Below are 13,773 nucleotides of genomic sequence, written 5' to 3'. Positions count from 1 at the left end.
TGAGCGAGAAAGATACGTGCTGCAGCGCAGGCAGGTATGTCCGGTTGGCGCAGATGGTGCTTTGTGCACGCAACTGGCGGTTGGCGCGGGATCAGGTAGGGGCGACATGGTCCTTCTGCTCGAAGTCGCGGGACCACGCACCGCCGATGGCCGCGACCACGAACATGCAGCACATGAAGATCGCCGGCGGGAGCCATCCAAGTGGCCCCGATCCCAGCAGGGCAGTGCAGATTGCCGGGATGAATCCGAGGATCACATAACTTGATTGCTGCGCGAGGCCGACTCCTGTGTACCGAACCTGGGGAGGGAATTGGCGAGCGTAGAAGACAGGCGATAAAGCGAGTGGGCACGAAAAGACGACTGCTTTGAACAGAACGGTTACCAGGATGACCAGTGCCGCACTTCCGTACGAAATTGTTCCCAGGAGGACGATGGCGCCTCCGGCGCACAGGAGCGAGCCCGCGACCCAGAGTCGCTTCTGGCCGATGTGGTTTGACGCAACGGCCCAGATTGGGACAGCGAACAAAGACACCACCCCGGAGAGGGTAATTGCAGTCAGCATCTCTGCTTCTCCGATATCGCTGAACTGCGCGGCGACGACAAGCGAGAAGACAGACACGAGTGGTGCGGCCATATGGATGAATGCACAGATGAAGACGGTAAAAAGAGCCCGCGGGTGTTCACGGATTACCACAGCTAGAGGCGCCTTCTCAGGGTGCTTCTCTTCGCTGTCTTGGCCTTCGAAGACAGGGGACTCTGCTACGCCCCGCCTCAACACCCAGACGAACGCCACGGTGATCACGCTCAACAGGAAGGGGATACGCCAACCCCAGGAAAGTTGCGCTTCTTCAGGAAGTGCCGTGATCGGGATGAAGACAGCCGCCGCAAGGGCGGCACCTACGACCGAGCCATTCGGCGTCCAACTTGTGTAGAGCGTTCGCTTCTTGTCCGAGGAATGCTCCATCGTGAGCAGACTCGCCCCGATTTGTTCGCCGCCGGCGGATAATCCCTGTGCGAGTCGGCACAATACCAAGAGTGCGGGCGCCGCTATCCCCACCATCTCGTAGGTGGGGAGTGTACCGATCAGCGCTGATGATCCGCCCATCAGTACGATAGTCGCCTGCAGGACCCGCTTACGGCCCACCTTGTCGCCGAAGTGTCCGAACAGGATCGCCCCTGCCGGTCGGGCGATGTAGGCGACCCCAAACGTCGCTAGTGCGGTCAAGGTCCCAATAGTCGGCGAGCTTGCCGGAAAGAACAACGCCCCGAACCAGAGCGCGGCTGCGGTGCCATAGAGAGTGAAGTCGTAGAACTCGATGACGCTACCGAAGAAACCGCTGAGTGCAGCACGTTTCCCCATTCGGTTTCCGGCCCGCTCCAGGCCAGAGGGATCGCTGCCGTGAGGCGGTTTAGACGTGTCCGTCTCTACTCCTTGGACAGCTTTGTCGTTAGCTAGCATTCTAGAGCCTCATCATCGATTTCTTTTCGGGGGATATCGTCTCGGCATGTTCATCGAGCCGGTGAAGGTGGTCTTTGTGGAATCCGCGTCTGTGGGTTGGGCGCGTTACTGTGCGCGTTTAGGCGCTGGCGTCGCTATTGGTCGGAGCGTCTCGGGTGTTTAGCGAGATGCCCGACACGACCCGACATGCCATGAACCTGTCTTCCCGGAGCTGATGAGATTACGGAGCACGGCGATCGACGCCTGTGAATCCTAAGGCAGGACCCGCAGAGGATGAACTTTGTTCACGTGGAGTGGGTAGGTGTCGGTACCGCCAGCTCGAACCAACCTGAATACAGTTCTCTCGACGATAGGTGAATCAGATCCCCTCCGACTCGGTGAGTAAGGTCTGCTCCACCGCCCAAGCCGCGATCTGCGCCCGTGACGTGAATCCGAGTTTCGTCAGGACATGTTCGACATGACCTTGGGCAGTGCGCGGTGAGATCACCAGCTGCGTGGCTATCTCTCTGTTTGTCAGACCCTTTGCGACCAGAGCGGCGACCTGATTTTCTCGTTTGGTTAGCACAGAGGACGCGTCGGCGTGCCTTGGTGATGGTTTCTCCTCCCGGGCGTACGAGATCGCGGACCCGAAGCTCATCGATTCGCCCTCACGACACGCTGCGGTGAAGCCTCGAGGTCCCAGTCCCTCCCGTGTGGTGCGCTCGCATTCCTGGTGAGCGCCGGTCAAGTTCGGTATCTGGAGGACCGAGGTTCCTACCTTTCGCCGAAGCGCGGCGGCGGCTGCCATGAGAACACCGGCACGGTGAAAATGTCTCTCGGTGGCTGCGATCCAGGCCAGTAACTCGAGGCACCAAGCCGCCCCAGAGGGGTCGTCGGACAGCCGTGCCAGTTCGAGGCCGTCCCGCAGCAGCGACACTGCGCGATCACGATTGTCTTGTTGCCACACCACCAGTGCGAGAGTCCACGAGGAACGGCCCCGCGAGGCCGACTCGCCGTGCGATTGTGCGATCTGAATCGCGTCTTCGAGGCGAGCGACGGCCTGGTCCGGTTGACCGAGCAGGTGATGCGCCAACCCGAGCCCATGCAGGGTCATGATTTGCAGCATGAGGTCACCGTCTCGGCGGAATTCATCCAGGGCCTGGGACAGGAAGGTCACTGCCCGTCTCGGATCGCCGCGGTGCAATGCCAGGTACCCATCGGCCCGTTGTATGAGTGCGCGATCTCGTGCCGTCCCTACCTCGTCGGCGATCATTCGGCCCTGCTCGATCAGTGCGATCGCCTCTTGAAGGTCTCGCTGTCTGGTCGCGAGGATGCTGGCCGCGTAGAGGCCCTTGACGCGCAGCGCAGCCGATTGGTGCTCGTCTCCGGCCAGGGCGCGCTCGAGCCAGCGCCGTCCCTCGGTGAGCAGACCGTGGGAGAACCAGAACGGAAACAGGGCGGCGGCGATGTCCAACCCCGCCGAAGAGCCGTCCGATACCGACAAACTGAACTCCAGCGCCTCACGCAGATTCGGTTGTTCCAGGTTTAGTCGTGCGATCCAGTCGAGCTGTCGTGGGCTGATCCACTCGCTCTCCGCATCGAGCGCCATCTGTCGATACCAATCCCGGTGCCGAGACCGCATCGCCTGATGCTCGCCGGCGTCTTGCAGCCGTTCCCGCCCGTAGTCGCGAAGAGTCTCGAGCATGCGGAAACGGACTCCGGTGTCCGACTCTTCCCGGATCAAGATCGATTTATCCACCAGCGAGGTCACTTGCTCGAGCAACTCCTCAGGCTCGCCGGTGTCCGCCAGCATGTGTGTGGCGGCGTCGAGGTCGAACGCGCCGGCGAACACCGACAATCGGGCCCACATCTGTTGTTCGGCCTGGGTGCAGAGGTTGTGGCTCCAGTCGATGCTCCACCGCAGCGTCTGCTGACGCGATGGCACTCCACGGGCTCCGCGGGTCAGCAGCGCGTACCGGTCGTTCAGGCGTTGCAGAATCTGGTCGGGGGACATCACCCGTAACCGAGCGGCCGCCAATTCGAGCGCTAGGGGTAAGCCGTCCAGGCGGCGGCAGATACGGGCCACGGCAACGTGATTGTCCTCGGTGAGTTCGAAGCTGGGCACTGCCCTGGCGGCCCGCTCGACGAACAAATTGACGGCCTCGTATTGCGGCAGGCTCGCTAACGGCGGATCGTAGTCCAGGTCGGGGGCCTTCAACGGTGGCACCCGGAGGACCGATTCCCCGCCGATCCCCAGGGGCTCGCGGCTGGTGGTAAGGATTTTCAACCCCGGGCAGGAGCGCAACAACGCTATCGTCAGCTCCGCGGCCGCGGAGATCACATGTTCGCAATTGTCCAGGATCAACAGCAGGTTCTTGGCGGCGAGGTACTCGGTGAGAACGGGCAGCGGACCTGTCACCTCGTGGCGCACGCCGAGTGCGGTCGCAACCATGTGGGTCAGCAGTTGCCCGTCTCGCAGTTCACCGAGCTCCACCAGCCATAGTCCGTCAGGGAAGGCCCGCCCGAGGGTGTCGGCAACCCGGAGGGCGAGTCGGGTCTTACCCACCCCGCCGATCCCGGTCAGGGTCACCAGGCGCGAGGTCGAGAGCAGCTTCCGTACCTCGGCCAACTCGGCGCGGCGACCGACGAAGCTCGTCAGGTCCAGCGGCAGGTTGGTTTTTCGGCCCCCACCGGTCGGCCCCGCCGGTAGATGCTGCGAATCAGGAGGAGGCTGCGGCGCAGACAGAGGGCTGTTGTCGGGGGAGTCCCGCCATGTTCGGTCGCTGCTGCCCTGTCCTGAGGAGCTGGGCTCGGCGCGCAACGCCATCTCGTCGAGGGTGAACCCGTGGCGTGTCTGGACTTGCTGCAAGAGGTTACCGAACACGGCCGCGGACGGCCGGTCCGCTGCACTGCGGGACATGGCGCGTTCGATCGCTACGCTTACCTCTTCGGAGTATCCGTGCACACGCAGGTCCGGTACCGGCTGTGTCGTAATCCGGAGGAACTGGGCAACCACCTGTTCGCCGCTGCGTCGTTCGTATGCGGCGTGTCCGGTCAACGCGGTGAACAGGGTGGCGCCGAGTCCGTAGACATCGGAGGCGACCGTCGGTGAGTCACCACTGAGAACCTCCGGCGCCGTGAACGCGGGGGAACCGGTGACAGTACCCGTGGCCGTCCTGAAGGCGCCGGCGATGTGCGCGATGCCGAAATCTGCCAGGACCGGCTCCTCGTAGTCGGTGAGCAAGATGTTCGCAGGCTTGACATCCCGGTGCACGATCCCGGCTCGATGTGCGGTCTCGAGCGCGCCGGCCGTCTTCACCCCGAGACGCAGTACTTCCTTCTCGGTAAGGGCGCCGTGCCGACGGATCTGGGCATCGAGGGAATTGTGCGGGTAATAGGGCATCACCAGGTACGGTCGACCGCTGGCAGTAGCCCCGACCTCGAAAACTTCCACGATGTTGGGGTGTCCTGTCAGCCGGCCCATTGCCCGCTGTTCCCGGAAGAATCGGGCCCGATTATCGTCGTCCAGGTCGGTGGTGAGGACCTTGACGGCCACGATGCGATCGAGTGCGGTCTGGGTGCACCGGTAGACGACTCCGAATCCCCCGTGCCCGATTTCGTGGACGTCGTCGAATCCGGAATCATGGAGTTCGTCCGCAATGAACGGAAGCACCTGGTGATGCGTGCGAAAAGGGTCGCTGTCGTCCATTGCACATCCTGCTTCCACCCACACGGCCAGGACAGCTGGACACTCCCACCGTCTGCGCCTCGGCGTGCCCTCAGGATATCGCCGTCGCCCGCCACGACGCTCGCGGCGCGTGTCGGCTCGGACCCGCCGAATCCGCCTTTCGCGCGGTTCACGACGATCCTGGCGAATATCGTGTGGGGTGGCGCTCCTGCGCTTTCTCCCTCCGCACGATGCCTCTGGGACACCTCGGCACCCTGATCGCCGCTACCACCGAGCTGTGGTGGTCGCCGTCCACTCCACACACGTAGATCTGCTCGGCAACGGTGGCATCTGCGGGACAGTGCGGCCAAGTCGTCGACCGCGCATCACCGCGCTCGTGGCACAGCGCTGGAGCCTTGATGACGAGGAACGTCCACAAGTCCGTTCCCCGCTCGGGATGTCAGCTGTGCGTCCAGCTGCTCAGACCGGCACGCTTGCGTTCGCGTCCATGTTGATGCGGATGTGGTCGCGCAGATAGCTCAGGTGCTCGATGATCGCGTGCTCGGCGGCCTCGGGGTCTCGGTCGGCGATTGCCTTGATGATGCGCTGGTGCTGGGCGAAGGTGTCGCGGCCCAGTTCAGGTGTGAGGTCGAGGTAACCGACAGGCTCGGATTCGCGGTGGAGGGCGTAGACCAGCGCGGCGAGGATCCGGTTGCCGGACATCCGCGCGATCGTGATGTGGAACTGTGCGTCCAGCTCGGCGATCAGCGGGTCGCCGACGGTGCGACGCTTCATGTCGGCGTGGATGGCGCGCAGTTCCTTGAGGTCGGCGTCGGTGCGGTTCGACGCTGCCAGGACGGCGACCGGTATCTCGAGGTGCTGGCGGGCCATAGCGACCTCCTGGAAGCTGACACTGCCCAGCCGCAGGAGATTGTGCATCGATTCCTGCACGACCTCTCCGAGCGCGGTGTAGTCGACAGCCTGGACGAAGCTTCCCCCGCCGGCTCCCGGGACCTTGCGGATCAATCCCTGGGACTCGAGGGCGGAGAGCGCCTCGCGGATGGTGGGCCGGCTGACGCTGAACTGGCGGGCGAGTTCCGTCTCGGGCGGGAGGCGGTCACCCGTGCGCAGTTGTCCGTCCAGGACGGCTTTGCGCAGTGCGTCTTCGACTTGCTGCCGGGGGCGCAACACCTTCTGCCCGAGGATCGGCGTCTGTGATTGGCGCGTATCCCCACCATGAGTACTGTTTGACATAAGCTCTCCAGGAGTCCGGGACAGGGATCGTATTAGTCCGACAGTTTACTCCCTCCGGGTCAACGGAGTCGCATGGCTCGCGGCTTCCCCCTCGAGCTCGATGTTCGGCCCAGCACGCTACGTACGGTGCCACCGTCACCGCAGCACATGACCGACGGCAGCAGACCCTCCCATGCGGGCCACGACCCCGATCACCGGCGCCGTCCGTCATGGGAGGCGCCGGTGATCGGGCAAACCCGTAAGACCCCGTGCGTTACTGGGTCGTTGCGGTGGTTGCGATGTCGGTGTCGATGGCGTCGTTGAGCACGTCCTCGCTGAGGTCGCTGCCCACGACGTCGTTCTGGAACTCCAGCGCTGCCTTCGCTGCGTTCTCGTCGATCACCGGGGTTGACGGCCACGACGGGATGTTCGACTCGAACGCCGTTGCGTAGATTGCCGGGTCGACGTCGCCCATCAGCGGTTGGGCGATCTTCGCGGCCGCGTCGGGGTTCTCATGGATGTCCCTCTGCGCGTGGGCGAGGGCGGTCGTGAAGCATTCGAGCACGTCGGCTTTCTGCGCGATGGTCCGTTCCGAGGCCATTGCGGTGATGTAGAGGTTGTTCGCGAGTGGCTTGTAGTCGCCGTGGGCGAGGTTGTACAGGTAGGCGCCCTCACCTTGCTGGATCGCGATATCCGATTGCGGCGAGGAGATGGCGATCGCGTCGAAACGGTCGCTGGTGAAACCGGAAACACTGCTGGCGCTGCTTCCCGTGGCAATGACTTCCATGTCATTGTCGGGATTCACACCTCCCGCCGTGGCGAGGTAGCGCATTACCTGGTCGCTACCGCTGCCTGAGCCGGTGACTCCGACGCGCAGACCCTTCAGGGCGCCGAGCCGCTCCGCGTCGGAACTGTTCTCATCGATACCCAGTTTGTCCAGGATGTCCTTCTTGATGACCACATTGGTGCTGAGTTTTGTGACCTGCGCGAAAGACTGCACCGGAGCCCCTTCATGACTGGCGACCATGACTTCGCCGGCTGTCACGAGGGCCACGTCGACGCTGCCACTGACTGCAGCGGCGACGATCCCCGAACCGGTGTGTACCTCGACGGACTCGGGGACGAGCCCCTCCTGCTCGAAGTAGCCGGCGCCCTCTGCTACATAGAACGGCAGGTAGACGAAACTCGGTGAGGCCTTGGCGATCTTCACCGCCGCACCCTGACAGGTGCCGGCGGCAGCAGCACCGGGATTGGCTGCCTGCCCACCACCGCCGCCGCCGGCGCAGCCGGCAAGCAACATCACTGATGCGGCGCCGGCGACGGTGACCTTACGCACGCGGCTTCTGTTCATGACTTTCCTTCGATACGGGGCGCGTACGCCATTGGTGGAGATCGCAAGTCCTGAAGCGGAGCAGGGCATGCGAATTAGTGGGTCAGGCTGGGCGAGGCTCGCTGGGGAGCCACCGTCACAGCCCAGGTGTCGGGCGATAGCCGCTGTTGGAAGCGGGCCCCGTGCAGCTCAGCTCGTCCGGCGGCCGGTGACCCTCTCCGACCAGTCGACCATGAAGTTGAGCAGCGTTCCGATCAGCATGAGAATGAACAGTGCAGCGAAGGTGCCGGCGGTGTTGAACGTTCCGGCCGCCCGGGCGAGCAGGAAGCCCAGGCCCTTGTTCGAGGCCACGATCTCGCCGACCACGGCGCCGATCAACGCGTAGGGCACGGCCAGCCGTAGGCCGGTGTAGATCCAGGTTGCTGCGCTGGGGAGTACGACCTTCAAGAGCAGGTCGCTTCGCTTGCCGCCCATTACTCGAACGACGTCGACGAGGTCTTTGTCGACATCCCGCACGCCGGCGTAGGTGTTGTAGAAGACCAGGAAGAAGCAGACGACTGCGGTCAGCACGACCTTGGAGGTGAGGTCGACGCCGAACCAGAGGATGAACAGCGGAGCCAGGGCGACCTTCGGCAGCGAATAGATTGCTGTGACGATCGGGTCGAGCAATTGGGCAAGCCACTCGACGCGCCCCAGTACGAACCCGACCGTGATTCCGCCGATGGCTCCAAAGATCAGGCCGAGGGCCATTGCAGTCATTGTCGCCTGCAGGTGCACCAGAATCTCACCCGTCGAGATCCAGCCCCAGAGCACGTCCCAGATGGCGGACGGTTTCGAAATCCAGAACTCGTCGACCCACCGACCCGAGATGAGCTGCCAGATCGCCAGGATTGCGACCACGATCCCGAGTCGCCCTAGCTGGACGGCGCCCAAGTGCAGCCAGCGACGGCTGCCGGAGCGTGGCTCGTCGAGCCACACGGTTTCCTCGCGCTGCGCCTTGTCTATTGCCATTGGCGACTCGGTGAGGCTAGTGGCGCCCGCATCGACCGCATCAAGGACATTTTTCATACTTCGTCACCTTCGTTCAGGTCCTCGGAGAGCACGGACCACAGATATTCGTTGAGCTCGCCGAATCGTGGGTCGAAGCGGAGTTTGGACAGATCGCGCGGGCGCGGAAGGTCGATCGGTACCTCAACCTTGACGCGGGAGGGTCTCGCGGACAGGACGACGACCCGGTCGCCCAGGGCAACCGCTTCGGAGATGTCGTGGGTGATGAAGACGACCGTGTTCTTCGACGCGGCCCAGATACGGAGCAGTTCTTGCTGCATGACACCCCGCAGCTGTGCGTCGAGCGCACCGAACGGCTCGTCGGCAAAGATGACCTCGGGCTTGTAGGCCAGGGTCCGCGCGAGGGTCACGCGCTTGCGCATGCCGCCGGACAGCTCGCCCGGGTAGGCCTTCTCGAACCCGGTGAGGCCGACGAGTTCGATCATTTCGCCAACCCGGTTGCCCATTCCCTTCTTGTCCATTCCGCGGATCTGGAGTGGCAGAGCGATGTTGGCTGTGACCGTGCGCCACGGCATGAGGTTGTCCTTCTGCGTGATGTAGCCGACCTTGGTGTTCGGCTCGGCTACCGGGGCGCCGTCGTACAGCACATTGCCTGCTGACGGGTGCATCAGGCCGGCGGACATGTTGAGCAGCGTCGATTTTCCGCAACCACTCGGGCCGACGACGCAGACGAACTCGCCCTCGTAGATGGTGAGATCGAGCCCCTCCATCACGGTGACAGGCTCACTCTTGCGGTGAAATCGTTTGCCCAGTCGCTGAAACTCGATCTTGGGCCTGACCTTCGGCGTCACCCTAGGGGCCGCCGCGGTCGTGCTTGCATTCGGCATGTGATTCCTACTTCGTCATTCCATGACGGGCGCCGGTCGGTGCCGTCAATGTGGGACTTGGGGCGGCGGGTCGGGCAAATCCGTTACCGCTTGTAATGAGACTGACATCACATCAAATGTAAGTCAATAGCCAATCGTTAAATTTTCACGCGATGCTGATTTCAGATGCCTCGAACGCACCCACGCAACGCGGCGGAATCGACTGAGGTTCAACTGTGTTCGCGCGCGTAATGGCCCTCGGTCCGTCTTGCCATGCGGGTACGGAGTCGTTGGCTTCGATGTGTTTGCGCATATGGTCGCGGAGATAGCCGAGATGTTCGGTGATCGCCTGCTCGGCTGCCTTGGGGTTTTGGTCGATGATGGCTTTGACGATGCGTTGGTGCTGGGTAAAGGTGTCACGGCCGAGGTCCGGTGACAGATCCAGGTAGCCGACCGGTTCGGATTCGCGGTGAAGGGCGTAGACCAGCGAGGCGAGGATCCGATTTCCGGACATGCGAGCGATTGCGATATGGAACTGCGCGTCCAGTGCGGCGATCATGGGGTCGTCGACGGTGCGACGTTTCTGCTCGGCCAGGATCGCGTGAAGTTCTTCGAGGTCGGCGGTGGTGCGGTGTTCGGCGGCCAGTACTGCTGCCGGTATCTCGAGGTGCTGGCGGGCCATCGCGACCTCATGGAAGCTGACACTGCCCAGCCGCAGGAGATTGTGCATCGATTCCTGGAGGATTTGTCCGAGGGAGGTGTGATCGACGGCTTGGACGAAACTTCCTCCGCCGGCCCCGGGAGTCTTGCGGATCAGTCCCTGGGTCTCGAGGGCGGAGAGTGCTTCGCGGATGGTGGAGCGGCTGACGCTGAACTGGCGGGCCAGTTCCGTCTCGGGGGGAAGACGGTCTCCGGTGCGGAGTTGGCCGTCGAGGACGGCTTGGCGCAGTGCGTCCTCGACCTGTTCACGGGGACGCAGCACTTTCCGTCCGAGGATCGGCGGCGAGGAGTGGGCATCCCCGCCGCCAGTACTGTTTGACATATGACCTCCAGTAATATACGTCGGGGACTTCATTAGTCTGACATTTCACCGGGCTCGAGATCGGATGAGCGGCGCGATTCGGGCACGGGACGGCCCGACCCGCCTTCCCGGGGTGTTCGCATGATGAGACCGGCCGAGATGAGGAGCAGTACCGCCGGCCACCAAAATGCTGCAGCCAGGCCGATTCCTCCGGCGAGGGCGCCGGCGGAAAGCGGCACCACGACCTGGCCGAGGCGGTTACCACTGAGCCGGATACTCACGGCCGTCCCCCGGAGATGGACCGGCGTCCGTGCGGCCACCCACGCCATAGTTGCGGGTTGTCCGATGCCCAGCCCGAGGCCCGCCAACATCATGACGGCGAACAGCGCCGGTTCGGGTCTGTCGAGTAGACCGAGCACAGGAACGCCGGCAAGGCTGATCGCCGCCAGGGTCATCGTGCCGACCAGCAGACGGCGGCGAGTGAATCGAGCGATGAGCCGGAGCATCCAGATCCGCACCACCATGGCCGCGACTCCCTCGGTCGCCAGCAACAGTCCCACGGTGCGCGCCGAGAGGCCGTGCTGCTGTCCGTAGACCGGCAGGTAGGCCACCAGCAGGTCGATCGACGTCAACACGGTGAGGCTGGCCAGCATCGCCGCTGGAACAGCAGGTAGCCGCATCACGGCCGCGAAGCTTCCTCGGCCGGGCCGAGTGTCCGGAACAGCGCGCTCTACCAGGGCTCCGGGCCGCAACTTCAGGCTGACGGCCGACAACGTCGCGACCACGGCCATGCCGGCGGCAATGGTGAGCACGATGTGACTGTTCGGAACGTGGGTGGCAAGCTCGTCGGGTCTGCTGGCCACCTCCCCGACCAGGAAACCGGTCATAGCCGGTGCGACGATCTGGGCCACCGCGTTCACCGTCGTCAGCGTGGCGAATCTGGTCTCGCGTCGCTCCGGCTGGCTACCTTTGGCGATCAGTGTCTGCGACGCCACCACCAGAACGAGATGGCCCAGACCGAGGAACGCACTACATATCCCGAGCAGGAGCAGACTCGCCGGGGCAAGCAAAGACAGCAGGGTTGAGCAGACCAGGATCCCACCGAGTACGAGGAATCCGGTCTCACCACGCCGGTCGACCGCCTTCCCCAACGGAATCGCCGCAAACAGAGCCAGCACCGAGAACGCGGCGGTAATGATGCCGACCTGCACCGCGCCCGCCCCCGCCGCCAGACTCTCGTAGGTGATCAGCGGCCGGATCGCCGAGCTGATGAACTGGGCAACGAACGTCACCACCATCAAACGGGCGAACCAGGGACGCTCGAGACGCGACGCCCACCGTGGGCGGGTACCGACGGCCGTCCGTGGCCCGGTCATCCGGCCGCGCGCCGCGGCTGCTGAACGAAGAGATTAATGACCCACGAAGCTGCCAGAGGCTGTTCGAGAATCAGGTGGTGGCTCGCGCCGGGAACCCGCATGAGGGCACCGGCGGGACCGAGCGAGTCACGAATCCGCTGCGCCATCACCTCATCGACGAAGCCGTTCTCAGCCTGCACCCACCAGGTGGGAATCTGCGCAGTGAGCACGAAGTCGTCGGGAACCTGAGGGCGAAGATAGATCCCTGGATCGAACTTGAGCGCCCACCGGTCCCCCGCACGCCTGATCGCGGCCCGGGCGATGTGGTTCATCACCCGCGCAGGCGCCTCGGTGACCGGCGGAAAGGTCTTGTAGCCCTCGAGCGCCTCCGTCTGTGAGGTGAACGATCTCACGGGCCGAGACGCGATCTTCGTGCGCCGCTCCGCGTAGCTGTGGGACGAACGTCGGAGGGGGCTGTCGAGTGCCAGGACGGCCCCGAACCGGTCCGGCTGCCGTTGGGCGGCATTCACGGCAACGAGACCGCCCATGCTGTGCCCGACGAGCAGCGGTGTGGGACTGCAGAATACGTCCGCAACACCGGCGACCTCCTCGGACCACGCATCCAGGGTGTACTGATCCCGGTGCTCGCTGTCACCGTGTCCCGACAGGTCGAGTGCGACCACCCGCCCCGCTCCGTACAGGAACGGGGCCAGGTGATCCCACCACTGGCGCTGGGCCGCGCCCCCGTGGATGAGCACCACGTCGGGGCGGGTCCGATCGGACACCGCTTCCCAGCAGCTCACCGCGATCTCGGTCCCCGCGACTCGAACTCGCTCGGTGCGGGCCGGCGTGCAATACGCCGACTCCCACCGATGCTCGGAGTCGAAGCCGGGGATCGGGGTCAGCGGCGACCCGGTCACTCCGGCCGGCATTTCATCAGCAAGGGCATGACGCCTTCCTGCACAACCTCGTCGCGCTGGTTGACCAACTGGTACCGCCGCCGCAGCACGCCCCGCTTGCCGTCGCTGGTGATCTTCGTGTCCTCGATGAGAACCTCGACGTGGATGGTGTCGCCGTCGAAGACCGGTCCCTTGAACCGCCATTCCTCGATGCCGAGCAGGGCGATGGTGCCGGCCTCGAAGACACCGAGACGCGTGACGAGTCCGGTCAGCACGCTCATCCCCAATACGCCGTGCGCGATGCGTTCGCCGAACTGGCTCTTCGCGGCGAACTCCGCGTCCGTGTGAATCGGGTTGTAGTCACCGGAGAGGCCGGCGAAGGTCGCGACCTCCGCCAGACCGACGGTGCGGCTGGGGGTGGTGAAGGTGTCGCCGACCTCGAAATCCTCGAAGTAGTACGCCGGCTTTATCGCGTTGCCCATCAGCTTTCCTCCTCGAGCTTCGGTCCGAAGGTCTTGCTCTTGATCATGCGGGCGGATGTGTAGGTCGCCACCGTCTCGCCCTTGGAGTTCACGACGACGTTCTCGGTCTTCACCACCCCCCGGTCACCGCGCGAGGTCAGCCGCTTGGAGACCACATGAATCTGGGTCTGGATGGTGTCGCCGGCGTACACCGGCGCTTTCCAGGTCGGGGTGAGTTCGAGAAGGGCGAGCCCGGTGCCGGCCGTGACGCCTGACGCGAGGATCAGTCCCTCAGCGAACGACAAGGTGAGCATGCCGGGGGCGATCCGGCCCGAGTAGTGCTCGGGCCGGTTGACGTACTCCAGGTCGATGAAGGTCGGTGTGAGAAATCCACACAGATTCACAAACGCCGAGATGTCGTAGTCGGTGACGGTCCGCCGGGGTGTCTCGATCCGCTGGCCTTCGTAATAGTCCTCGAAATAGAGCCCATTCATG

General features: G+C 64.0%; 11 protein-coding genes. All 11 read right to left on the bottom strand.

The genetic code is table 11. From position 1 onward, the window contains the following. Window positions 1–91: 91 nt before the first annotated feature. The 11 genes from CJ179_RS01155 to CJ179_RS01105 all read right to left on the bottom strand — a co-directional run bounded on the left by CJ179_RS01155 (window position 92) and on the right by CJ179_RS01105 (window position 13,772). Complete coding sequence (locus CJ179_RS01155) at window positions 92–1,360, bottom strand: MFS transporter (protein ID WP_179377486.1); 1,269 nt, start codon at window positions 1,358–1,360, stop codon at window positions 92–94. A gap of 457 nt (window positions 1,361–1,817) precedes the next feature. Next, window positions 1,818–5,147, bottom strand: a complete 3,330-nt coding sequence (locus CJ179_RS01150) for a protein kinase (RefSeq protein ID WP_095860468.1) — start codon at window positions 5,145–5,147, stop codon at window positions 1,818–1,820. A gap of 438 nt (window positions 5,148–5,585) precedes the next feature. Beyond that, on the bottom strand, window positions 5,586–6,359 hold the full coding sequence (locus CJ179_RS01145) for a FadR/GntR family transcriptional regulator (RefSeq protein WP_095860467.1): 774 nt from the start codon (window positions 6,357–6,359) through the stop codon (window positions 5,586–5,588). Between the two features lie 253 nt (window positions 6,360–6,612). After that, the gene (locus tag CJ179_RS01140) at window positions 6,613–7,689 is read right to left on the bottom strand and encodes an ABC transporter substrate-binding protein (RefSeq protein WP_179377485.1); all 1,077 of its coding nucleotides are present in this window, start codon (window positions 7,687–7,689) and stop codon (window positions 6,613–6,615) included. A gap of 168 nt (window positions 7,690–7,857) precedes the next feature. Beyond that, entirely contained in the window at window positions 7,858–8,679 is an 822-nt protein-coding gene (locus CJ179_RS01135) for an ABC transporter permease (RefSeq protein ID WP_257015227.1), read from the bottom strand. Window positions 8,680–8,732: 53 nt separating this feature from the next. Further along, window positions 8,733–9,563 carry an ABC transporter ATP-binding protein gene (locus CJ179_RS01130; RefSeq protein ID WP_095860464.1) on the bottom strand — a complete coding sequence of 277 codons (831 nt, stop codon included), beginning with the start codon at window positions 9,561–9,563 and terminating at the stop codon, window positions 8,733–8,735. 145 nt (window positions 9,564–9,708) lie between these two features. Further along, entirely contained in the window at window positions 9,709–10,584 is an 876-nt protein-coding gene (locus CJ179_RS01125; protein WP_095860463.1) for a FadR/GntR family transcriptional regulator, read from the bottom strand. Between the two features lie 32 nt (window positions 10,585–10,616). Beyond that, entirely contained in the window at window positions 10,617–11,939 is a 1,323-nt protein-coding gene (locus tag CJ179_RS01120; RefSeq protein WP_095860462.1) for an MFS transporter, read from the bottom strand. Continuing rightward, window positions 11,936–12,850 carry an alpha/beta fold hydrolase gene (locus CJ179_RS01115; RefSeq protein ID WP_095860461.1) on the bottom strand — a complete coding sequence of 305 codons (915 nt, stop codon included), beginning with the start codon at window positions 12,848–12,850 and terminating at the stop codon, window positions 11,936–11,938. The genes CJ179_RS01120 and CJ179_RS01115 overlap by 4 nt, the downstream gene beginning before the upstream one ends. Beyond that, on the bottom strand, window positions 12,835–13,299 hold the full coding sequence (locus tag CJ179_RS01110; protein WP_095860460.1) for a MaoC/PaaZ C-terminal domain-containing protein: 465 nt from the start codon (window positions 13,297–13,299) through the stop codon (window positions 12,835–12,837). The genes CJ179_RS01115 and CJ179_RS01110 overlap by 16 nt, the downstream gene beginning before the upstream one ends. Next, on the bottom strand, window positions 13,299–13,772 hold the full coding sequence (locus tag CJ179_RS01105; RefSeq protein WP_095860459.1) for a MaoC/PaaZ C-terminal domain-containing protein: 474 nt from the start codon (window positions 13,770–13,772) through the stop codon (window positions 13,299–13,301). The genes CJ179_RS01110 and CJ179_RS01105 overlap by 1 nt, the downstream gene beginning before the upstream one ends. Window position 13,773 lies beyond the last annotated feature (1 nt).

This window comes from Rhodococcus sp. ACS1, from assembly GCF_002300155.1.
GTDB classification, from domain to species: Bacteria; Actinomycetota; Actinomycetes; order Mycobacteriales; family Mycobacteriaceae; genus Rhodococcus_F; species Rhodococcus_F koreensis.
Note: the sequence above shows the minus strand (reverse complement) of the source record. Positions and strands in the feature narration are given on the sequence as shown.